The sequence below is a fragment of the Thalassoglobus neptunius genome, from assembly GCF_007859735.1.
Taxonomy (GTDB): Bacteria; Planctomycetota; Planctomycetia; order Planctomycetales; family Planctomycetaceae; genus Thalassoglobus; species Thalassoglobus neptunius.
The window spans coordinates 51,069-74,216 of the sequence record NZ_SIHI01000014.1 but is presented as its reverse complement, the minus strand read 5'-3'; the positions used below and the strand labels follow the sequence as shown (position 1 = coordinate 74,216).

At 52.9% G+C, this 23,148-nt stretch carries 15 protein-coding genes; 8 read left to right on the top strand and 7 right to left on the bottom strand.

All coding sequences use genetic code 11. The annotated features are described in order from the left end of the window. Positions 1-116: 116 nt before the first annotated feature. Both KOR42_RS17275 and KOR42_RS17270 read left to right on the top strand, forming a co-directional pair. Positions 117-2,225, top strand: coding sequence for a hypothetical protein (locus tag KOR42_RS17275; protein ID WP_146511098.1), 2,109 nt, complete (start codon positions 117-119; stop codon positions 2,223-2,225). A gap of 86 nt (positions 2,226-2,311) precedes the next feature. After that, the gene (locus KOR42_RS17270) at positions 2,312-3,487 is read left to right on the top strand and encodes a hypothetical protein (protein WP_146511097.1); all 1,176 of its coding nucleotides are present in this window, start codon (positions 2,312-2,314) and stop codon (positions 3,485-3,487) included. A gap of 219 nt (positions 3,488-3,706) precedes the next feature. On the opposite strand, the gene KOR42_RS17265 is transcribed toward KOR42_RS17270, so the two are convergent. The 4 genes from KOR42_RS17265 to KOR42_RS26785 form a co-directional block, all read right to left on the bottom strand. Then, positions 3,707-4,444 carry a 3-keto-disaccharide hydrolase gene (locus tag KOR42_RS17265; RefSeq protein ID WP_146511096.1) on the bottom strand — a complete coding sequence of 246 codons (738 nt, stop codon included), beginning with the start codon at positions 4,442-4,444 and terminating at the stop codon, positions 3,707-3,709. Positions 4,445-4,629: 185 nt separating this feature from the next. Further along, positions 4,630-5,595, bottom strand: a complete 966-nt coding sequence (locus KOR42_RS17260) for a PP2C family protein-serine/threonine phosphatase (RefSeq protein WP_146511095.1) — start codon at positions 5,593-5,595, stop codon at positions 4,630-4,632. Positions 5,596-6,018: 423 nt separating this feature from the next. Next, positions 6,019-6,984, bottom strand: coding sequence for a tetratricopeptide repeat protein (locus KOR42_RS26790; protein WP_197441296.1), 966 nt, complete (start codon positions 6,982-6,984; stop codon positions 6,019-6,021). Further along, a complete protein-coding gene (locus KOR42_RS26785; RefSeq protein ID WP_197441295.1) occupies positions 6,981-7,547 on the bottom strand; it encodes a hypothetical protein in 567 nt (188 codons plus the stop codon). Before KOR42_RS26785 ends, KOR42_RS26790 begins: the two co-directional genes overlap by 4 nt. Before the next feature lie 42 nt (positions 7,548-7,589). On the opposite strand from KOR42_RS26785, the gene KOR42_RS26780 reads away from it, so the two are divergent. Further along, positions 7,590-7,859, top strand: coding sequence for a hypothetical protein (locus tag KOR42_RS26780; protein WP_197441294.1), 270 nt, complete (start codon positions 7,590-7,592; stop codon positions 7,857-7,859). 404 nt (positions 7,860-8,263) lie between these two features. Here KOR42_RS26780 and KOR42_RS17250 read toward each other — a convergent pair whose 3' ends face one another. The 3 genes from KOR42_RS17250 to KOR42_RS17240 all read right to left on the bottom strand — a co-directional run bounded on the left by KOR42_RS17250 (position 8,264) and on the right by KOR42_RS17240 (position 13,253). Beyond that, a complete protein-coding gene (locus KOR42_RS17250; protein ID WP_197441293.1) occupies positions 8,264-9,265 on the bottom strand; it encodes a YybH family protein in 1,002 nt (333 codons plus the stop codon). 290 nt (positions 9,266-9,555) lie between these two features. After that, on the bottom strand, positions 9,556-11,478 hold the full coding sequence (locus KOR42_RS17245; protein ID WP_146511092.1) for an ABC transporter ATP-binding protein: 1,923 nt from the start codon (positions 11,476-11,478) through the stop codon (positions 9,556-9,558). Continuing rightward, entirely contained in the window at positions 11,475-13,253 is a 1,779-nt protein-coding gene (locus tag KOR42_RS17240) for an ABC transporter ATP-binding protein (RefSeq protein WP_146511091.1), read from the bottom strand. The genes KOR42_RS17245 and KOR42_RS17240 overlap by 4 nt, the downstream gene beginning before the upstream one ends. Positions 13,254-13,600: 347 nt before the next feature. Between KOR42_RS17240 and KOR42_RS17235 the strand changes: the two genes are divergently transcribed. The 5 genes from KOR42_RS17235 to KOR42_RS17215 all read left to right on the top strand — a co-directional run bounded on the left by KOR42_RS17235 (position 13,601) and on the right by KOR42_RS17215 (position 23,082). Beyond that, entirely contained in the window at positions 13,601-16,879 is a 3,279-nt protein-coding gene (locus tag KOR42_RS17235; protein WP_146511090.1) for a PAS domain-containing hybrid sensor histidine kinase/response regulator, read from the top strand. A gap of 257 nt (positions 16,880-17,136) precedes the next feature. Beyond that, positions 17,137-18,123: an adenosine kinase gene (locus KOR42_RS17230; protein WP_146511089.1), complete on the top strand. Its 987-nt coding sequence runs from the start codon at positions 17,137-17,139 to the stop codon at positions 18,121-18,123. Between the two features lie 127 nt (positions 18,124-18,250). Further along, positions 18,251-18,994 carry a metallophosphoesterase family protein gene (locus KOR42_RS17225; RefSeq protein WP_197441292.1) on the top strand — a complete coding sequence of 248 codons (744 nt, stop codon included), beginning with the start codon at positions 18,251-18,253 and terminating at the stop codon, positions 18,992-18,994. Continuing rightward, complete coding sequence (locus KOR42_RS17220; RefSeq protein ID WP_146511087.1) at positions 18,966-19,340, top strand: hypothetical protein; 375 nt, start codon at positions 18,966-18,968, stop codon at positions 19,338-19,340. Before KOR42_RS17225 ends, KOR42_RS17220 begins: the two co-directional genes overlap by 29 nt. Before the next feature lie 46 nt (positions 19,341-19,386). Then, a complete protein-coding gene (locus tag KOR42_RS17215) occupies positions 19,387-23,082 on the top strand; it encodes an FG-GAP repeat domain-containing protein (protein ID WP_146511086.1) in 3,696 nt (1,231 codons plus the stop codon). The last annotated feature ends 66 nt before the right edge of the window (positions 23,083-23,148 follow it).

The following is a 23,148-nucleotide window of genomic DNA, read 5'->3' as shown; positions in this document are numbered from 1 at the left end:
GCGAAGAATGTTCAACAGGCAAAGTAATCGCCGTCGCAGGCCATTGCATCGACTGAATTGATTTCGATCCGCCAGCCACAAATTGTGGCGCAACACAACCAGCGGTCAGCAACATCGTGAGCCGACGCAAGAGTACACCATCTGTCAATCTGTTTCCCTTTCTTGCAGTTCTCGTCTGCACGATGGGGGCGCTGATCTTTCTATTGCTGATTACGACTCGTCGAATTCAGAAGCAAGCTCTTGTTGAACTTCCGACAGTGTCGATCGAGGCCCCGGTTGAGGTCGTCGATCCACTCCCACAACTTCCGGAAATCCCCGATCTTCCACTCACAGTCAAGAAGCCAAACACGATCGATCCCGAACAACCGATCGCTCCGCTCCTGGCTCCAATCTCTGAAGAAGATGTTGCCTGGGAACGTCGTCGCTGGGAGCAGGAACAAGAACAACTGCGTGCCGAACACTTAAGGTCTCTCAACGAACGCAATCAGCTCCAGCAGAAATTGGATTCGGAGTTTGCCGCGCGAATTGAATCGCTTCGGACTCAGATTGAGGACAAGACGCGAGAAATTTCCCAGCGACTGGCTGCGGTCTCCGAATTGAAAGCAGAACTCGAGCGACAGAAGAAAGCAGTCATCGTCAACGAAGTGCGGTTGCAGAAGATTCGAGATGTGCTGGCCGAAATTGAGAAAGACGAACAACTCCAAATTGCAGCTCGCAATCAGATGGTGACCGAATCGATTGAGTTAACGCGTCAGATCGCGCGAGCGGAAGAGAATCTTTCAGGTGCGACGGCAGCTACTGAGATCGTCGCTTACGACACGATGACCGGAACGGCAAAGAAGCCGATTCTCATTGAATGTACTGAGAAGGAAATCCGATTCGTTTCGGAAGGCATCGCATTGAGTGCCATGGAGTTGAGCGGATTCCCTCCGGAATACAACCCGTTGCGGTCAGGGGCTGAGGCACTTCTCGACTATTGGGAACGGAACGGAACAGGAATCGACAAACCTTATCTTTTACTTGTCGTTCGACCTGGGGGAACAACCGGGTTCTATGTGGCTCGAGGATTGCTTTCGAAACTCGATCACGATTTCGGTTATGAACTCGTAAGTGAAGAGACGCAACTAAACTGGCCGGAAACTGATCCCGGTGCTGCCGCAGCTTGTGAACGTGCCGTTCGGCAAGTCCTCTCGGAACGAGAACATGTCGCTGCCCGAACCGGATATGGCCTGATTCGCTCTGATGGTCCGCTCGACTTTGCGGACACAGACGGAAGCTTCTCGCTTCCAGCGATGAAGAATGCTTCGAAGTCGAGGGGCGGAATGTATCTCGGCGATGAAAAGTGGGTCTCGCCGCATCGCCGCGATCGAAGTTTTGTCGAAAAGGTTCCGCTGGGCGAGCAGGTTCGACCATCGACACCATCCTCGGCCGCTGCCGGACGACCTTATGGTTCGGCAACACAACCTCTGACGTTGAAACCGTTGAGTCCTTCTCCGAATGTCAGCCAACGGGAATCAATTGCTTCATCTCCTACGACTGAAGAGCGGCCAGACGCACGCCGGTCGTCCTTGGGATTGAGCGATGCTGAGTCAAGCCTCCTGTCGCGATCGAACTCGCCGGGAAGACGAGGCGAAGCAGAAGCAACAGAGACGAGAGAGCGAACGCAACCACAAACCGTGATCCGCGGACGCTCATCCCGTTCGTCGGACAACGCAGACGAACAATCCTCCGGAACGAATACGCAGTCTGTTGGGCGACTCCCTGAGATTGTTCCCGATCAGCCGCCGAGCCTCCTTCCCAATGTGGCGTCTCGTCCGATTGATTCGTCATCCACAGGAAACAGCAGTTCGTCACAGTTCACAGCTGGTCCCGGTGGTGAAGAAGAAGATTCTCCGTTGTCAATTCCCTGGACGATTCCAAGACGCCGCGGCGCAATCGGGATCGAACGGCAAATCGCCATTCACCTTCGCCCGGAACTGATCAGCGTTGAGGATGAGCTGGATATCGACATTCCACTCGAAGCAACCTCCGGTCAGATCCAACGAGCGGTGACACGGGCTGTTCGGCAACATACGCAATCGTGGAAATCGGCTCCGGATTCATTCTTCTGGAAGCCAACGGTCAAAATCGTCATCCATCCGGGGGGAAATCAGCATTACGCCCGGGTCAAGGATTTGACGAATCAATGGGGGACGCCGACCGTCGCAGAGTATTCATTGGATTGACCGATCTGATGGTTCTGTCTGGTGGTGGGTAGATCACTAGTGGTCGACAAACGTTTAACGCAAACTCGGTGAGAAGGTTCTGATCCATGGCACGTCGACAAGTTGAAGAGACGGCGTTCGGCTCGGATTCCTTTTTGGACATCGTGGCCAACATTGTCGGAATTCTGATCATTCTGATTGTTGTAGCTGGCGTGCGCGTCAGCCGGACTCCACTTCTCTCCGTTCCGAAACAAGAGGCTTCGGCCGAACAAAAGTCCCCTGAAACTGTGACATTATGGGCGAACGCCCCGGTGGACAATGACGAGCCGATCGAAGTCGATCTCGCGTTCGTTCCAGCCATGACCCCGGAGGAAATCCCGGTCGAAATCGCGCCATTCGTTCCGCCAGAAGTCGGAGTGTTCGAGCCGATTCCGGACGCAGCTGTTTCGGCGGAACTGCTTCAAGTCTTCGAGCAAATGCAAGAGGAGCTGGCCCAACTCACTGCACAGTGGGAATCTGTTCGCAATCAATTCTCGGAGCACCAGCGTGATCGCGAAGAAATCTCTCAGCAGTCGGAAGAACTCGAACGTCAACTGACCTCAGCCGAAAGCGCCCTCTCGCAGCGGCGGCAACAGCTGGAATTTGTTGAAATCGAAAACGCACGCTCCTCACAGGTGATTGAGCAACTCAGAGAGCGGCTTGCAGACGTTCAAAACGAAGAGCCTGAAACCAAAAAACTCGCGCACCGGTTGAATCCAGTCGGCCGAGCCGTTTCCGGCCAGGAGGTGCACTTCTGCCTTGAGAACGGTCAAGTCTCGTATGTGCCCGTGGACGAATTAACGGATCTCGTCAAACAACAAATGCAACGCCGCAAAGATTTCCTGCTCAAACAGCCTCGCTATCAGGCGACTGTCGGGCCAGTCAACGGCTACGAAATGGAGTTTCTGGTTCAACGCCACTCGAATGGATTGCTGGGCGATTCACGATTCGGTGCCAATCTCGTGAAGATCAGCGTGACCGACTGGGTCATCAGACCAGCGGGTGACGTACGCGGAGAGACGTCCGAAGAAGCTTTGCAGTCGCACTCACAGTTTCGCCGCGCATTGATTTCTCAAGGGACCAACGCGACGATCACATTCTGGGTCTACCCCGACAGCTACGAACTGCATCAGGATTTGAAGTCCTTCCTGCACGACTACGGATTCTGGGTCGCTTCACGACCTCTTCCGTCAGGTTTTCCGATTGCTGGCTCCGCAAGTGGTTCGAAGTCGATCGCTCAATAGATTCTCTTTCGAGTTGAGTATCGGAACAAACGACTTCAGACGCGTGAAGAGTCAACTGAAAGATCGACTGACGAAAAACACGATCAATCGGGAATGATCGGTTTTCCAAGCATTGCGTTTGATGAATTGCCTATTGAACGAGTTGAGGCCGCGTTTCGACAGGAAACACGACCTCCGGTTACGTTCTGGGGACGAGATGACTCAACCCAGGATGATCTTCTACTTTGCCGGGCGGATCTTCAAATCCTTGAACTCGACCCACATTGGCTTCCCAGCATGAAGTTGAAGAGCCAGCACACCGTCGGTTCTCGCGAATTCCGGATGCTTGTCGGTACAGTCGAGAATTAACGTTCCATTGAGGTAGTGTTGCAGACGATTGCCTTTGGCAACGATTCGAACTTCGTTCCAGTCATCGAGATTGAAGAGTTTTTTGTACTCATCTGCGGTCAAAAAAGTCTCGACCAACTCTTTTCCATCAGCGGTCCAAACCGCTTTCTCTCCAACCAGACACATCCGGCCTCGTTTTCCCCCTTCGTCATAAATGAAACCCGCGACGCTGGGGAGTTCGTTTTCATTGCGGATCTCATGTTGATAGCCGCGAACAACCCAGTCATTGCGTGCGTTGTCTGCATCGATGTGTCGCGATCGGTATTGAATTCCGGAGTTGTTGGTCGCTGAACAACGAAACGCCAGCGACAACTCAAAATCGGAGACGGGTTCCTCTTCCCAGATGAGGAAAGTGTTGCCGTTTGCTGTTTTATCCGGTGTTGTTTCTCCGTGAATGACACCATCGCGGACCGACCACAAGCGAGAATCTCCATTCCAGCCGGTGAGATCCTTTCCGTTGAAGATGGTCTTCCATTCGCCTGCTGAAGGTTCAGCGGCGTCGACTTGGACGGACATCATTCCTGCAGAAAAGGCGATCAATGCAGTGCAAGCAATCAGTGTTCTTATCATGTTTCTTTCCGAAAACAGACAGCTTTTCGTAAGGGTTCAAACTTGCGCACATCGTCGTTTTCTGTCGAACAGGCGTCAATGGTGTATGCAAGTTTTCCGATGTGATTCGTTTGAGAACTGTGAGACGTTCGACTGCCAATCGCGTCGCACCGACGCCGGGAAAGGATATTTCGAATAAACGTTTCTCAGTCAACCAGAGCATCGAAGTCGGGATCGGTTTCGGCGAGGCGAGCAGCTGCCTCTTTGGAGATCTCATCATCCCCGAGAAAATGCGCCACGATCGTTGTCACGTTATCACGGCCGCCGGCAGCAAGTGCCAGATCCACAAGCCGATCCGCTGCCGCCTGTGGATCCTCTTCTTCAGTGAGAACTTGCTGCATCGTCTCCTCAGAGAGCATGTCGCTGAGACCGTCAGTGCAGAGAATTAACCGGTCACCTGAATGAACTTCCAGGTGAGCGATCTCTGCCCGAACTTTCTCGCTGGTGCCTCCGAAACTGTTCGTCAGCATATGGCGAAAGCGCTTCGCCTCTGACTCAGGAAGCCCATGGTCGACCAGTTCCTGTCCGAGTGTGTGGTCGCGGGTGAGTTGAGTGAATCCTCCATCGCTGCCGAGATACGCTCGCGAGTCACCGACGTGAACCGTCAGAAGGTCGTTGCCGAGGACGTGGGCCGAAGTCCAGGTCGTTCCCATTCCACTCAGCTCGGGATCGTCATTCATCAGTTTGCGAAACGTGTTCTGAATTTCGGTCGCGTAAGAATCGACACGTTCACGGACCTCCTGAGCTTCGAAATCCGTCAGACGCATGACCCAACTCGTCGCCCGTCCTGAGAGTTCCAGCATGGTCTTCAGAACAAGCTGACTGGCATAGTCTCCTCGTCGGCCTCCACCGACACCATCCGCGACGACGAGTCCGTAGGTGACTTGCTCTGGATACACCTGAAGACTTGGGTCGAGATTCGACAGCATGATCTGTTGAGTGCGACCGTTGCGGATGACTGCGAAGTGATCTTCGTTTCGCTTCCGAACCCGCCCCACATCCGTCCGCGCTCCGTAAGTGAGCTTGAGCTCAGATCGATCCGGTGCGAAGAACTTCTTCCGAAATTCATTCAGATACCGCTCTTCCCAATTTTCGCCCGCTGAAGATTCCACTGGTCTACCTCTTCTGGTGCAAGTTGTTCTTGCCTTTGCACTCGCTTGGACCGATTGGTGTCATATTCGTCCTGATTGCTCGTGCGAATTCGCAAAGACGATTTCGAAGAGTCTTGTGTTTCCAATTCCTTCACTGATCCTGCTGGTCCCCTGAAAATGCCAAGGACAATAGGTCGCATTCTGTCAAAATTTTAATGTTGCCCGAATCTCTTTATGCCACAGTTTGCCTTTTGTTTTGTGGAATGACTCTTCGGTTCGAACTTTCCGAGTGCACATACACGATGCCGCGACATGCTGAGGAAATTTCAGCATGTCGCGGCAATCATGTTTACGAACGATTGAGGATGAGAACACCCGCTCTGACTGACTCATTCGTTATCAACGTCCGAGTTTCCAGTCAGAGATCGGTGCTGTGTTCTGTTCCTACTTCTTCTCAAACTTCAGTGGGTCCTGTCCCTGAGTGTCTCCAAGCATGTAGAAGTCCATTGAATTCCCCTTCACGATGACTTGGGCAAGCATTGTTCCTTCGTCATTCATTTCCATAGCGAGAACTCCGTCATCGTCGATTCCCCAGACTCCGGTGACTTTCTGAGCCTCTCCACCGGACTGCGAGTACGACCAACTGAATTCGCGGTCCGCTCCGAGTGTCATCTCGAAAGTCGAATCGCCGCGTTTGGCTGTCCACGATCCGACCAACTGGTCTTCTGAAACAGGCTGTGTTAGTTTTGGAGGTTCAACCTGTTTTGCGGCGTCCGGAATTTCGGCTTCTGGATCGAGTCGTTCAAGCATTTCGCGTGAAACCTGATCTTGAGGATTTGCTTCGACGAGTTCTTTCAATTGGCGAATCGCCGCTTCGTCGTGTCCGGCGGTTACGTAGTGGTACGCCAGGACGAATCGGGCTGGTTGATCATCTGGATTTGAACGGATGTAGCTTTCCAAAGCGCGAAGCTGAGTCGTGTAGACATCCACGCTTGGATAGAGACCGCTCATCGTCGTCCAGTCCCAACCGGGGCCAACACTCAGAACCGCATAAAGTGTGGCGGCCGCTTCGTTGTAGTTTCCGAGTGCGAAGGAAACCAACGCACGGAATTCATGAATCACCGCATCATTCGGCAGTTCTTTCAGGGCAGCATCTGTCGATTTCAATGCTGCTTCATAATCTTCGTTGTAGAAGTCGACACGGGCCTGATCGAAGTTGCTCAGAACTTCTTCCGGAATTGGTGTCTCGGTGAGATCGCTTTGCGGATCCGCCGAAAGCGTTGTCTCATCGGGAGTCATGATGAGTGGTTCACTGTAGTTGTAAACCATTGTGCTGTTGTCAACGTAAGTCGGTGCTGCATAAGGGTTGTAATAGTCGTAATAACCAAAGGCCCAACCGACTCGATTCACTGCCCAGGTCGTGATCCCAAAGGCTGACAAGACGGGATAGTTGTCCCACCAGTAATTCCAACGGCTGCCTGGATACCATGGGCCGTGCCAGTGGCCGTTGTGCCAGTGGTCATGATGGTGATAGTGTCGATCGTGCCAGTCATCCCAGCGATCGTTTCGATCGTTCCAACGGTCTTGCCGATCATCCCAGCGATCTCCTCGGTTTGAGAGACGATCGTTGCGATTGTCGAGGCGATCTTGCAGATTGTCTCGTCGGTCATCGAAGCTTGGAAGCTGCGACGGACGATCCGGTCGGTTTCCAGGTCGATCACCATTTCCAGGTCGATCCCCAATCCCGGGTCTGTCACCGATACCAGGACGATCGCCGTTTCCGGGACGGTCTCCGATGCCAGGTCGATCACCAGCTCCGGGCCTGTCACCGATGCCGGGTCGATCGCCAGTTCCGGGTCGATCGCCAGTTCCGGGTCGATCGCCAGTTCCGGGTCGATCGCCAGTTCCGGGTCGATCACCAGTTCCGGGCCGATCGCCGATTCCGGGCCGATCGCCGATTCCAGGTCGGTCACCTCCAAGGCCAGGCAGGGAAGGACGCTGAGAAGGTCTTTGAGATGGACGCGAAGGAAGCGGTCGGCCGGTGTCGAGTCCCGGACGTGTGCTCGGCAACGTGCTGGGGCGATTTCCCGGCTGAATACTTGGTCGATTGCCGGGTTGAATACTCGGCAAGTTTCCAGGTCGAGTGTTTGGACTGTTTCCAGGCTGAAGTCCGGGTCGGGTTGATGGAACCGACGGACGTGTTGATGGTCGCGAGGGAACAGATGGTCGCGACGATGGAATCGAAGGTCGCGAGGTCGGTCGAGAAGGTGTCGATGGTCGACTGAACGATGGAGTCGACGGTCTTGATGGTCTGCTCATCGAAGGTGCCGAAGGCCTGCTGATTCCCCCACCTCCTCCGATGCTTCTTCCCCCCCCTCCACCAATGCTGCGTCCGCCACCCCCTCCGAAACTGCGGCCTCCACCGCCGCCTCCGATCCCTCGACCGCCACCTCCACCGCCGAATCCTCGAGCTTCGAGGCTTTGGGAAGGAATGCCAAGGGTGAAGACCAGCAGAGCAGCAAACAGGATCTTCGCAACTGATAAAGGCTTCATAGTGAACTCGTTGTCGTGACGGATATGTTTCAAATGGAGCGAAATGTTTGGGTTTCGCTGCTCAGTGATTCGGGCTCTTCAGTTCAGCAATGATGACATCGATCTTCAAGTAACGATTGAAGCCGAATGCGTTGTGTTATTCCTCGCCAGTGGAATCTTCTTCAAGGCTTGGTGAGGGGGCACTTCGCACCATCGTGACGGGTTCTCCCGCTCCGTGGACTGCGTCGCCGATGATGAGGTTGTTGTATTGCCAGACCACCATTTCGGAATCGATGATCTGGTACGTTGCGGTTGAAGTGACGGTCTCTCCAGATGCCGTGACTCCAGCGGATGTCAGAATCCATCCTGCGTCGGATTTCGTCCAGAAACCGGTAAAGAATCCGCCTTCGGAATCAAAGGTCCAAGTCCGCAGCTTCTTGTGAATCGGGTCCCAACCGGTACGTTGGACTCCATTCATCTGCAGGCCATTGCGAGTCATGACATTGAAACGCCGCAGAAGGAAATTGCCGTCTTCGGACCATTCGCAAGTAGTGTGAACTGTTGTTTCCGGATCTTCGTTGATCCAGTCGCCGAGCATCCACGAGAGTTGAGCGAGTTGTTCGCCTCGACCGAGGTCTTCTCGTGGGGAGTTCCGCAGGATATGAATTCGCCAGGTTCCATCCTCACCAAGTTTGTGGATGGCATGGTAGTGTGCCATAAAGCGGGGACTGTCGGCTGAAGCTGATGCAACCACAGTTCCTTTTTCGAGGGCCATCTTGTCGCTGAGATGCCGGACTCCCACGATGTGAATTGATTCAATCATCGCTTCCGGGGATGACTCGAAGGCGTACTGATAGCGTGCGACAATGTTGTCTCTGCCAGTGGTGCTGACGCCGAGTTCGTCGAAAAACTCTGCGTCCTCTGTGAACAGATTCCCAATGGCTTCAGCATCTCTCGCGGAGTAGGCGTCGACGAACGCCTGTGCGCTCTCCCAGAAGGGCTTTTCCTCTTCCGGGACTTCGAAAGCTGCCTCTTCGGTTGCGGCTGCCGGAGATGCGTCGTCGTCTTGAGCGAAAGCTTGAGGGCTGCTCCCGAGAATCAGGAGAGAAAGTCCAATACTGAATACACGGAACCAGATCGGAAACCCATATCGGATCATTGGATAAACTCTTCTAGAGACACAAAAGCAATTCTCTGAGGATCGATCACTCCGAAAATGTTGCGACATTGTCGGCTGTTTTCGGAGCATATACGGAATTGTTGAGAGTTTGATTTTGTGTTGAGCCTGAGTGGACAAGATTGGAAGTGCGAAAGTTCTTCTATTCAGTCTACAGAGAGCGATAAAGAATGCAATCATCTCCAACGACAGACAGACAACTCTTTCAACTTTTCACGTTCAGTAATCTTAGAAAAGAAATGCCAGAGGAGAGTGACGCTTCGCGACGAACGTTACTTTCGTTCCCGCACTGTCGGCGACAACGAAGCATGATCCTTTTCTGTGCGAGGCGACGGGCTGTTGAGCTCATCGGCGGAGTCGTCGTCGCTGAGAGAAATGGAGTCAATTCGATCAATGTCGCGAATCGACTGATCCGTATATAGTTTGTAATAGTCTCCGCGGAGCTTTAATAACTCTGCGTGCGAACCCTGTTCCAGAATCTCTCCTTGTGAGATGACAAGAATTCGGTCGGCGGATCGGATTGTGGATAAGCGGTGAGCGATGACAAAACTTGTACGGTTTTGCAGGATTCTGGCCAACGATTCCTGAATCACTTTCTCCGTTTCAGTGTCAATTGATGACGTCGCTTCATCCATAACGAGAAGTCGTGGACGTTTAAGAACAGCTCTTGCAAAGGATATCAGTTGTCGCTGTCCGAGGCTCAGTTGTGTGCCTCCTTCACCGACTTGTGAGTCGTAACCGGAATTCATTTCGGAAATAAAAGAATGAGCCCCGGCCAGAGTCGCTGCCTCGATCACTTCTTCTTCTGTCGATTCTGGACGCCCATAGCGGATGTTGTCGGCAATTGTGCCGCTGAACAGATGAGGTTGCTGCAGCACGATTCCGAGGTTCGATTGAAGCCAACTGAGGCTTCGTTGTCGATAGTCGACTCCGTCGATCAGAATCTCGCCAGATGTCGGTTCGTAGAATCGGCACAAAAGATTGACCACCGTTGACTTGCCACCGCCAGTGGCTCCGACAAGTGCGATCGTTTCTCCCGGTTGAACGGTGAGGTTGAACCGTTGAATGATCTGCGGACCATCGCCGTAGCGAAAACCAACGTCGCGAAACTCGATCACTCCGAGACGATCCGGGTGTCCGTCGTGTCCCAGTGTTTGCAGGCGTTGTTTGACCTCATCCGAGTCCTGAATGTCCGGGACCGATTCGATCAGGCTCAATACCCGCTCGGCGGATGCTTGTGCCATTTGCAGCTCGGCAAACCATGCAGAAATTTCCTGCGCGGGAGTGAAGAACATTTGAGCGTAATACATAAACATCACCATCTCACCGATGGCCAATGTCGATGCAAGGACTTGATTACCACCCATCACAAGTGCGGATGCGATCGCCACACTTCCCAATGAGAGAACGATCGGAAGATAAACGGCGGAAAGGACCGCGTTTCGGACCGAGTGTTCATACATTTCCGACGTCAGTCGATCGAAGTCCTTAAGGTTGTCTTCCTCCCGAACGAATGTTTTCGTGGTGCGGACACCCATAATTGCTTCGTTATAGACACCCGTGATTCGAGAATTGGTTCGTCGGACCAGTCGTGAAGTTCGAAGAATCCATTTCTTGAAGAGCATGCTCACAGCGAAGAGAACAGGAACAACAGCGAGAACGGCGATTGCGACGCGCCAGTTGTACCAGAGCATGACGAGACTGATCCCGATCATGAGTGTTGATCCCCAGATCAGATCCATGACTCCCCATGCTAAAATCACAGAAAGCCGTTGGCAGTCAGACGTGAGTCGGGCCATCAGCCAACCAGTGGGACGTTTATCGAAAAAACTGAACGACAATCGTTGAAGTTGTTCGAAGGCATCACGCCGAATGTCATGGCTGACATTGGTTCGAATACGACCGGCACACAAAATGAACCCGCAGATCGAGACGCTTAACACGATGGCGAGTGTCATGTAGGCACCCGCGTACCATGCAATGTTAACCTGTGAGATGTCGCGATCGATCTCCGAAATCAATGCACCTGTTATGATCGGAAAACCGAGATCGGCGCCAGCTGCGGAGAAGGCGACCAGTAGGAACAGCAGACTCGTTTGTCGGTAGTGAAGCGTATACTTCAACAGGGACTTCCAGAGACGAAGGTCGAGCTTCTTCTCTTTCAGGTCATCATCATCGATCCATCCTGACGTCATTGAGCCGATCCCTCCGCCAGTGCTTCCTGTATCTCTTCTTCGACGACTCCCTGAATGGTCCAGAGACGCTGGTAGGGACCGTCAACTTCGATGAGTTCCGAGTGCGTTCCTTCCTGAATGATTCGCCCGTGATCCATCACGAAAATCCGATCGGCAAGTCGTGTTGTCGAAAGGCGATGTGCGATCAGGATGGTGGTCTGCTGGCCCCGCCGTGCGTGGAGCGATTTGAGAATCTGCGTTTCCGTTCGTGTGTCGACAGCGCTGAGGCTGTCATCAAGAATCAGAAAGGTCGGATGCTTCAAGAGTGCTCGGGCGATTGCCAGACGTTGCCGTTGTCCTCCCGAGAGTGTGACGCCACGTTCCCCGATGATTGTCTGGTAGCCGTTTTTGAAGTCAGAAATGTTTCCGTGAATGTCCGCAGCTAATGCGGATTCTTTGATGTCCTGCTCCGAAGCGTGGCTTTTCCCGATGATCATGTTGTCGCGCACGGACCGCGAATACAGGAAGGGATCCTGCATCACCACTCCAAATGCACTTCGGACAGCGTGCCGATTGATTTCGTTCAGTTCCGTGCCGCCAATGGTGATGGAACCCTCAGAGTAGTCGTACAAGCGAACAAGCAAGTGCATCAGTGTCGATTTGCCAGCACCCGGTGGCCCGACAATCGCTACGGTTTCTCCGGGAGCGATTGAGAAGGAAATGTCGTTGAGGACCTGTTCTCCAGCAACATAGGAGAACGAAAGGTCTCGAACGACAATTTCTCCACTGACTGGTTCTTCGGGTTCCGGTTCGGAAGACTCTTCGGGCTCCCCGAGAATTTCATTGATGCGTTTCATCGCCACTGTGGCGCGACCAGCATCTGCAACGACGCGGCCGATTTGTCGGACCGGCCAGATGATCGTTTGAGTCAACCACCAGAAGAAAATCCATGTTCCAACGGTGATCGCACCGGTCATTGCGAAGTAAGCACCGGAGACCAAGACCGTTCCGAGTTGCAGAAAAATCAGAAAGTCCGAGATCGGCCAGTAGCTGCTGAGGGTGCGAAACATGTCCATCTCAAGATCGCGAAACTTGGCGTTCGCACCTCGAAACTTTTCGATTTCGGCCTCTTGCTGGCCAAACGCACGGACGACTCGCACGCCCGTCAGATTCTCCTGAAGAACGGTGGTGAGCGCCCCTTCTGCTTCGTCGACTTTCTGATAGATCTCATGGATACGACGGAAGTAGTAGAACCCAAACCCGATGATGAAGGGAAACAGGGAAATTGAAATCCACCCCATTTTGAGATCTTGAGAAAACAGAATGGGGAGTCCGATCAGAAGGAGCAGCGCGACCTTGGCGATTTCGACAATGTGATTCGCCATGAACGCCCGGACCGTTTCGACGTCGGAGGAGCACCGCTGGACGATGTCGCCCGTTGAGTTTGTGTCGTAGTATCGGGCGGGAAGAGCTTCAATATGAGCGTAGAGTCTCCGTCGGAGACGTTGAACGACTGCTTCGCTCGCTTGTGCGGACCAGCGTCCGCGAAGGTAAGTAAATCCGCCGTGAAGCAGATTTAATGTGACGAGAAATGCGGCTGCCGGAACCAGTGTTCCCGTGGGAGTCGCGGAGCCGTCGCGAAGGCGATCGAGAGTCTGCTGAAGAACAAACGGGACCAGCAATAGAAACAGCATGCCGAGTGCCATGACGGCAATGGCTGCTGAGTAAAGCAAGCGGTTTCCCTGAGTCAACGCCCAAAGCGAGCTCGGAGGTTGTTTGGGTGACTCCAGTTCCACGACGAAAATCCTGCGCGAAATGATGCCGGTGGGGGCAGAGTAGGGGCCTCGAAAGTGTGCAATGCCACATGAGGGGTGACAAGGGAGATTGAAAGAAGTTCGCTTCAATTTTCAGATTCTCGAATTGAAAGCGGATCGCCAGCACTTCGGGGCAATTCGATTTCGTCACCTGTTCTCTGGCCTTCGCAAGTTGAGTGTTCGAAGGTTCTCCAGGAATACCGTCAGGAGAAATCGACTTTCGAAACAGTGGGGGATTTCCGTCTCAGAGTCCGCGCGGGTGGCCGTTTCTTGCTACAATCTGAACAATTCGTTCACGTCGCGTTTCCATTCGTGAAGGTCGCTCGATCATGCAGAGGCTGTTTTCCTCTCGAAAGAGTATCATCGTTTCGACGATCGGTCTCTCGATTGCCATTTCGATTGTGGAGCACCTCATTCCCCCTGGGATTGCGTTCGGGTTGCTCTACGTGGCGGTTCTTGTGCTGACATTCTCGGCCACGGACAGAAATCTCGTGCTGCAGATGGCGGGGCTGGTGACAGTTCTGTGTCTCGTCGGGTTTACGATTTCTCAGTTCTCCGATGGAAATGACGTTGCGAGCGTCATCAATACGCTGTTGACTCTCTTTGCGATCTGGACGACTGCGATTCTCGGGTATCAGCGCAAGACCTGGGAAGATCGAATGAAGCAGGCCAATCTGGAGCTCGATGCGCGGATTCACTCGCGAACTCTCGAGCTGCAATCGGCCGTTGAAGATCTCCGGGAAGAAGTGCTGCGGCACGAAAAGACGCAAGAGGCTTACGAGCACGAACAACTTCTCATGGAGGAGTTGATGTCGGTGATTCCCGACGACATTTATTTCAAGGACCGCGACGGTCGATTCCTCAGAATCAATCGAGCGAAGGCCCTTCGATCAGGCTTGAGTTCGCCCGACGAAGCGATTGGGAAAACCGACAACGATTTCTTTCAGCCGGAACATGCTCAGGACGCTTATCAGGCAGAGCAGAGTATTCTTGAAACAGGTGAAGGTCTGATCGATCACGAGGAAAGGCTCGTCTGGCCGGACGGGCATGTCTCGTGGGTTTCTGCGACGAAAATGCCGCTTCGCAAAGCGGACGGGTCTGTCTTTGGAACACTTGGAATTTCTCGCGACATTACCCAACATCATCAGATCGCCGAACAGCTTGAGCATGAACGTGACCGGCTGAGAACTCTCATCGACAATCTGCCGGATTACATCTTTATCAAAGATGCGAACAGCTGCTTCGTGACGGTGAATCAGGCTCTGGTCAAAATGTACGGTCTCGAAACGGAATCGGAACTTGTCGGCAAAACGGATTTCGACTTCACTCCGGTCGAGCTTGCTGAAGCATTCCGGGAAGATGATCTGGCGGTGATGCAAACGCAGGAACCGCTGATCAATCGCGAGGAAGAAAACTTTCTGGCGGACGGAACACGTCGTTGGCTGTTGACGACGAAGGTTCCTCTCATCAACGCGGAGGAAGAAGTTGTCGGGTTGGTCGGAATTGCCCGGGATATCACGCAGCGAAAACTGGCCGAAATGGAATTGCAGTCGGCGATGGAAGCGGCGGAAGTGGCGAACCGCGCGAAGAGCGAGTTTCTGGCCAATATGAGCCATGAAATTCGTACTCCCATGAATGCAGTGATCGGCATGACAGAACTCGTGCTCGATACAGAATTGAACGGGCAGCAAAGAGATTATCTGGAGACCGTCTTAAATGCCGGGGAGTCTTTACTCGGAATTATCAATGATATCCTCGACTTCTCGAAGATCGAATCAGGACGGTTTGAGCTGGAGTGCTATCCCATCGATCTGCGCGAGTGGCTCGGTGATTCCATTAAACCGCTTGCGATTCGAGCTCATAGTCGATCGCTGGAATTGGCCTGCCACATCGTTCCCGAAATCCCCAATCTGATCCGTGGCGACGGACTCAGGCTTCGGCAAGTGATTGTGAATCTTCTGGGAAATGCCATCAAGTTTACTGAGCAGGGCGAAGTCGTTTTGCATGTCAATCTCGTTGAGGAGACCGACGAAGAGATTGTGCTCCATTTTCAGGTGACGGATACCGGAATCGGGATGGACGCAGAGACTCAGGCACGTGTGTTTCAGGCATTCGAACAAGCGGATATGTCCACGACGCGAAAGTTCGGAGGAACGGGTCTCGGGCTGACCATCTCTTCGAGACTCGTACAACTTATGGGCGGGAAAATCTGGGTCGAGAGCGAACTCGGCATAGGCAGCACATTTCACTTCACAGCTACGTTTCGGCCCGTTGCCTATGATGTTCCGACGGAGATGGTCGAGGACCTGTGTGCTGTGGAAGGGCTGCGTGTGCTGATCGTGGACGATAACTCCACCAACCGGCAAATTCTCGAAGAGATGTGCGTCAACTGGAGGATGTCGCCCCTTACCGTCGCGGATGCAGATTCGGGACTGCGAGAACTGCGGACCGCGTTTGAGAGTCAAAAACCGTTCGAGCTGGTGATCACAGATGCGAGCATGCCGGATGTGGACGGGTTTATGTTCGCGGAGACCATTCAACTTGATCCGCAGATTTCGAGTACAATTGTGATGATGCTCACCTCGCTCGATCGCAATGAAGATTTGAAGCGATGTGACGAATTGGGCATTGGCCGCTACTTGACGAAACCGATTAAGCAGTCGGATCTCTTCGATGCCATCGTCGATCTCGTTCATAGTCCCGAAGCAGTCGCGACCATGGAATCGACGACGAATCACGAGCCACTCGAACCGACCGCTTCATTTAAGATTCTTCTCGCTGAAGACAGCCCCGCCAATCAAAAACTGGCCGTCGGTCTTCTTTCGAAGTGGAGTCACAATGTAACTGTGGCGAACAACGGAAGAGACGCAATTGCCGCCGCGAGGAAAACGGACTTCGATCTCATCCTGATGGATGTTCAAATGCCGGAGATGGATGGGCTGGCTGCCACGGCAGAAATCCGAAGACTTCAGACTCTCGGCGAAATCCCGTCGGTTCCGATCGTGGCGATGACTGCCCATGCGATGAAAGGGGATCGGGAACGTTGCCTCGATTCCGGGATGGACGATTATGTCTCAAAACCGATTCGCCCGCAGGAACTGAAACGAGTCATCAACGAATGGACCAGCGATTTGTCCGACACTCAAAAATCAGAAGAACCTGAAATTCCCGTTGAGATGCAAGAAATGACGCCAAGCGACGATCAATCTTCCTCGGAAAACTCGAACAGTCAGTCGGCCCAGCCAACGCAGGAAGAGGGCTCGGTTGCGATCGCTGCCATCGACTGGTCGCAGCTTTTGGCGACTGCGATGGATGATGAAGAACTGGCGCTGGACGTTGCGCAGGCCTTCCTGGAAGAGTCGCCGCAAGTCTTCACCAAGCTTCAGCAAGCTTACGAGTCTCGAAACTCTGAAGATGTGAATCGGTTTGCCCATACGTTGAAAGGGAGTTTGAGAACGATCGGGGCTCCTTCATATTCTATTGCTTTAGACCTTGAACAAGCAGCGGCTGGCGGACACTGGGAACGCTGCCATCAATGCATTTCTTCTCTCGAAAGATCGCTTCCCGAAGTCCTGAGCGAGCTTAAAAAGGAAGTCGAAAAGCGATAAGTCGCGGTAGCATCGGCAATCTGCCGGGAATTTGCGGAACGTCGGAGAAGGGGACTTGGGGAAATTTCTTTCTCAGGGTTCGGGAGCTACACTCCTCTACGAAGCTGGCCCATGTGCCCAGTTCCAGGGAATTCGAGCAGGTTGCTCGTTCCTTCTCTTTTGTCAACGAAATTCGCTCAATCAAGCACAGCGGCTGTTTGCGCGAGAGACATTTTGATTTTCAAGCAACGATTTGAAGTTGCAAGCGAGGTTCATCAGTGAGTTATGACGTTTTTGGTGTTGGAAATGCGTTGGTGGATGTTCAAGCGAAGATTGATGAGTCCACACTCAATCGTCTCGACTTTCAGAAAGGGGTGATGACCCTCGTCGACGACGAAGTGCAACAGGAAGTTCTCACTGCGATTGCCGGAATCGATGTTTCCCGGTGTGCGGGAGGTTCTGCCGCCAACACGATCATGGGAATTGTTGGCTTCGGAGGAACTGCCAGTTACGCATGCAAAGTGGCGTCCGATGAGATTGGGCAATTCTTTCTGCAGGACATGGGAAAACAGGGCATCACCGTGGAAGTCCCGACCACAGAGGGCCAGTCCGGAACATGCGTCATTCTCATCACTCCAGATGCAGAACGGACGATGCTGACATCACTCGGTGTTTCCATCACCCTGACTCCCGAAGACATTCAGGAATCGGCGATCCGGCAGTCCAAGTTTGTCTATGTCGAAGGATACCTCTTCACACAGGAACCGACACGATCGGCTGCTCTCAAGGCGATTGAATTAGCCAAGAAGCACGATGTCAAAGTTGCGTTCACTGTCAGCGATCCGTTTCTCATTCAGTACCACAAAGACGAATTCCTCTCGTTGATTGAGGGACCCGTTGACCTTGTCTTCTGCAATCTCGACGAAGCCCGCGCTCTGACCGGAAAACATGACGCCGTCGATTGTGCGCATGAATTACACAATCATGCAGAAAACGTCGCTTTGACGCTCGGGGGAGACGGTTCTGTCTTGATGCACGAAGGGGCTGTCATTCCGATCGAAGGAGTCGAAGTCTCACCGGTCGATACGACAGGAGCCGGTGACATGTACGCTGCCGGCATTCTTTATGGAATCACAAACGGCCTGACATGGAAGCAGTCAGGACGACTGGCTTCGCATGCTGCGGCGCGCGTCGTGGGACAACTTGGAGCACGTCTCGCTCAACCGTTCACAGAAGCTGAGATTCAAGAATTGATTGGCGATTAGTCGATTCGCTGATGACTTTCGCCGATCGTTTTCGCATTCGTTGACACAAACGGAGTTGGCAACCTTGCGTCTCTGAATTGTTGAGTTCGATTCAGGGAGAAATTTGCAGACGAAGGAGAGTACTGACGTGCGTCCTGTTCGATTCGCAATCGGAGATGTTCACGGATGTTACGACGTCCTGAAAACGCTGGTGAAAGCAGTTTCGATTCCCGACGATGAACGCATCGTGCTGCTTGGTGATTTTGTCGATCGCGGACCCGATTCAATGAAAGTTCTGGACTGGGTCATCGATCGAACTCAAAGCGGTCGCTGCATTCCTCTTCGGGGAAATCATGATGCCATGATGCATGCTGCGATCACTGGGAGGTTGACACAAAAACATTGGGAATTGTCCGGCGGAAGAGAAACGATCTCTTCCTATCTCAAAGGTGGTGGTTCTTCTTCGAAGTCGAAAAGGCTGGCTCAGGTCATTCCTCGGGATCACCAGGACTTTCTTGAGTCGGGATTGTTGCCCTATTGGGAGACGGAAACGCACATCTTTGTGCATGGTGGATTGATCGAGAATGTTCCCGTTGATCAGCAGGATGATTTCGTCCTGTATTGGGAACGCTTCGACAGGTTGTTGCCTCACTGTTCGGGCAAGACGATTGTGTGTGGTCACACCGCCCAGAAATCCGGAGTTCCCAACGATCGCGGATTCGCGGTGTGTATTGACACCAAGGTGTTTCCCGAAGGTTGGCTCACTTGCTTGAATGTCGAGACCGGCCAATACTGGCAAGCGAACCGAAAGGGAAAAATTCGCACTGATTATCTGCCGTCCATGCAGAAACAGGAGGCCGTGAATGATGGACCGGAAGATCGTCGTTCATGAGTCGCAATCCTTGTTGACAGCGCATCTCGAAAGATCGTTCATCGACGACAGTTCGATTCAGGTGAAATGGACGCCGCATCGAATTGACTTTCTCCAGGAATCACAAGTCGAGGAAACCCGACTTGCGATCCTGAATCGCGTCGAGATTTCGGAGGGGCTGATGCAAGAACTGTTTAACATTGCGCGACTCACCAATGTCTGTTGCATTCTGCGTCGCGAAGACGAACATCAGGAAGAGTTGTTGCGTGAGATCGGAGTCGTTTCGGTCATGAACGAAGCTTTCGCAGAAAAGTTCCTGCTTTCGACGGTGACTCGCCTCATTTCCGATGAGATGATTGGTCCGTGAAAATGCCGCACTGAAACAATCTCAAACTGAAACAGAGACATCAAAGATGAAGAGTTTGTGGGTCTGGATTGGAATCGTCATTGCGATTGTTCTCGTCGCTGCCGCTTTGATGAGGAAACAGGAACCGAAGCAGAAAGACCTGCCGCCGGACGACGTGAGCGAGTCCTCCGGTGATGACATCGTCGTGTCGACAGACTTCTTTGGAACGCGGTATGTCGGAATCGCGTTGCTGGAGAACAAAGACTGGCAGGAGAGCGATCGCGTTTTCACAGAACTCGCGGAACTGCTCCCCAACGAAATTCTTCCCTGGAGAAATCTTGCGATTGCCCGAACTGGTGCAGTCGAAGAACGAGGACAACGAGAGACCAAAGAAGACGTTGAAAACAACATCACTCGCGAATCAGCCGTTGAGGCAATCTTGTCTCTCCGAGAAAAAGAACCCGACGCGCCGTACAGCTATCGCATGGAAGCCCGACTCGTCGATCCAGTCAAAGGGATCAAAGAGAAAGTCAATTTGCTCAACGAAGCGAGCGAACGGTCTCCCGAAGACCCGACGATTTGGTACGAGATCTACTCCGTCGGCAGAGTCGCTCCGGATGCAGAAATCCGAAGCCGCTCGAATGAAGCGATTTTGAAAGCCTATGAATTCGCTCCGGAAAATCTCTTCGTCCTTCTCTCCGTTCTGGCGGTACAGCTCGAAACTCAAGATCCCGCGATCAGTCAAACATTGCAGGCTGCTCGCCCGTTGTTTGAGCTGTTCCAGAAGAGGATTCAGGAGAAGACTCGTGCTGATGTGATGAAGTTCCTCGATGCTGCGATCGCGGGCGCGGAAGCGATGAACTGGAATCAAGTTCGCGCGAATCTGATTCCTTTTTCGAACATCACCAAGCCCGAAGATGCTGTGCAAAGCGATCGACGTCGAATCGAATCCAACCTGCTGGAGTTTATCAAAGTCGATTTCAGTGAGGGGCTTGAGGAAATTGTCGCTGTCTTCGCCGATCAGGCAGCGACGAATCTCGACATCACTTTCGAGGAGCGACCACTCATTTCCGGGATCGAAGGCCCCGTCAACGATATTCAACTTGTCGACTCCGATTTGGACACGTCGCTGGAACTGCTCATTCTCCAACCTTCGAAGTTGTCCGTCTGGCGAAAAAAAGTCAACGACCCCGATCAAAATCAGTCTTGGGGGGAAGTCGTCAGTCTTTCGATCGAAGGAGACTTTGAGCATGTCTTGATCGCAGATCTCGACAACGATGCCGATGGCCTATCGGTCGGGGATTTGCCAGAAGGCAGCATGCAATATACGGCCGATCTCGATCTTGTGCTTTTCGGAAAAAATGGGATCAAAATCATCCGTACCGATCTCGAAGAAGTCGGGGGAGCGATCTCCGTCGAGTTCGTGGATCAGGAAAATTCACTTGCCGAACTTTCGAACGTGAGTCGTGTTCGTGCGGGCGACCTGAACGCGGACGGAGATCTCGACCTGGCTCTCGTGGTCGATGGAAAGCTGGAATACTGGAACAACAATGGAAACTTCGAGTTCCTAAAAATGCCGCTCGCGACAGAAATGCCAGAGGAAAGGGTCGTTGATGTTCTGATTGTCGACTTCGATCGAGATATCGATCAGGACATGGTCGTGCTTCTGGAGAACGGAACAGTTGGAGTTCTGGAAGGATTGCGACACGGAGATTTTCGCTGGCTGGAATTGGAATCTCTCGATGAGATTACTCCGGCTCACTCGCTGGCGATCAATGATGCCAATCGAAATGGAGCATGGGAACTGCTCTGCCTCGGGGAAGATGGTGTCTCTGAGATCCAAACTCGAATTCCCATGACCGGAGAGTTGCAAGTCATTGGAACGAACGAGATCTCCCATCGCGGAAGTCCGTCGCTGATCGAATGGGACTACAACAACGATGGACTCCGTGACGTCCTGACCGTTGAATCTGGGAAGTTGCGTTTTCGTCATGGGGGCGAAGGAGGAGCTTATATTGAGTCCGATGAACTGATCGTTGGTGAAGAGAAGTTCGGGAAGCTCATTCGAAGCGGAGACCTCGAAGGGGATGGAGATGACGATCTTGTCACTCTTCGAGGCCAGGATGTGGTCTGGCTGGAGAACGTGGGAGGCAACCGCAATCATTGGCTGGATGTGGCCGTCATCGCTCAGCTGAACAAAGGGGATGGGCAGAGTCAAAGAATCAACCACTTCGGAATCGGATGTACGATCGAAGTTCGAGCGGGGGCTTTTGTTCAACTGTTGCCCGTCCTTGATCCGGGGCCACGAAGATTTGGACTGAACGAAATCGAACAGGCGGATGCCGTGCGCGTCGTTTGGACAAACGGAATTCCGGAAAACATCATTCAGCCAACGACTGATCAACTCGTCTGGGAACGGCAGACATTGACGGGATCTTGCCCCTATCTCTACGTATGGAATGGTGAGAAATTCGAGTTCGTGACGGATCTGCTCTGGGCTGCTCCCATCGGATTAACGAATGCGCAAGGGAAAATCGTCCCGGACCGGCCTTGGGAGTATCTGAAGATTTCCGGCGAACAACTCAAGCCGCGCGACGGGATGTATCAGCTTCAGGTGACTGAAGAATTGTGGGAAGCAGCTTACTTCGATCAGGTGGAACTTATCGCGATTGACCATCCTGCCGACATCGAAATCGTCACCAATGAGAAAGTGGGTCCGCCGTCGATGGCGGAACATCGCATCTATGGCATTGCAGACAAAAAGACTCCGGTCGCTGCTCGCAATCATTCCGAACGAGACTTGCTTCCGGAATTGAAAGATCGTGACGCACTCTATGCGAAGCCATTCGACAAGAAGAAAATGCAAGGCTTCACGGAGGAAAGCTTCGTTGAACTGGATCTCGGACTCGAAGAACCTCCGCAAAACTTGACTCTGTACCTGACGGGCTGGATGTATCCGACGGATACCGGCCTGAATCGGGCGATTTTCGAGAATCGACAACTCGACGGCCCGGTGCCGCCATCGATTTCGGTTCCCGGTCCCGATGGCCAGTTTGTGCAAGTCGTCGACTATTGCGGTTTCCCGGGTGGAAAGACGAAAACGATCGCGATTCCTCTCGGAAATCCCTTTCTGACCGATGACTTTCGGCTCCGGATTTCGACGAGCATGGAACTGTATTGGGACGAAATCTGCTTCACGACGGAGACGGCCGAGTTGCCCTCGGAAACGACTCCGCTGAAACTCGTCAGCGCTGATCTCCATTATCGCGGAGTCTCTCGAATGACGCCGGGAGACCACTTTGGACCGGAGCAGTTCGACTACGAACATGTCGACACAGCACCGGCATGGCAGTCCATGGGCGGGATGTTCACAAGATACGGAGATGTACGGGAACTCCTTTTGAGTACCGATGCGCAGATGGTTGTGATGGGGAGCGGAGATGAAATGACGTTGAGTTTCGCCGTCCCGGAAAAGGAAATTCCTGAAGGGTGGACGCGAGATTTCATCATTCGAAACGTCGGTTGGGACAAGGATGCCAACTTGCACACCATTTACGGGCAGAGTTCAGAACCTCTCCCATTTGTCGGGATGCCCAGCTATCCGCCGGATCCCGAATTGTCATTGCCGCACGACGCTGATTATCTTCAACAGTATCAGACGCGGAGGATGGACCCTGACGGATTCAGGATGGCGCTAAGAAGATTGAAACTCAAACAGCCCAAAGAAACGTTGCGGAGCGTTCCGTTGCAATTGACCAACTGATCCACTGCCACCTCGGCCGATTTGAATCTGTGAGTCGATCGAGCTATCGTGATAAGCCAAGTCATA

Bases quoted from the DNA above. Each gene is read 5' to 3' on its own strand.
- KOR42_RS17270 (WP_146511097.1), top strand. From the start codon at position 2,312: ATGGCACGTCGACAAGTTGAAGAGACGGCGTTCGGCTCGGATTCCTTT.
- KOR42_RS17265 (WP_146511096.1), bottom strand. From the start codon at position 4,444: ATGATAAGAACACTGATTGCTTGCACTGCATTGATCGCCTTTTCTGCA.
- KOR42_RS26780 (WP_197441294.1), top strand. From the start codon at position 7,590: ATGGACGCGAAGGAAGCGGTCGGCCGGTGTCGAGTCCCGGACGTGTGC.
- KOR42_RS17250 (WP_197441293.1), bottom strand. From the start codon at position 9,265: ATGATCCGATATGGGTTTCCGATCTGGTTCCGTGTATTCAGTATTGGA.
- KOR42_RS17245 (WP_146511092.1), bottom strand. From the start codon at position 11,478: ATGACGTCAGGATGGATCGATGATGATGACCTGAAAGAGAAGAAGCTC.
- KOR42_RS17235 (WP_146511090.1), top strand. From the start codon at position 13,601: ATGCAGAGGCTGTTTTCCTCTCGAAAGAGTATCATCGTTTCGACGATC.
- KOR42_RS17220 (WP_146511087.1), top strand. From the start codon at position 18,966: ATGATGGACCGGAAGATCGTCGTTCATGAGTCGCAATCCTTGTTGACA.
- KOR42_RS17215 (WP_146511086.1), top strand. From the start codon at position 19,387: ATGAAGAGTTTGTGGGTCTGGATTGGAATCGTCATTGCGATTGTTCTC.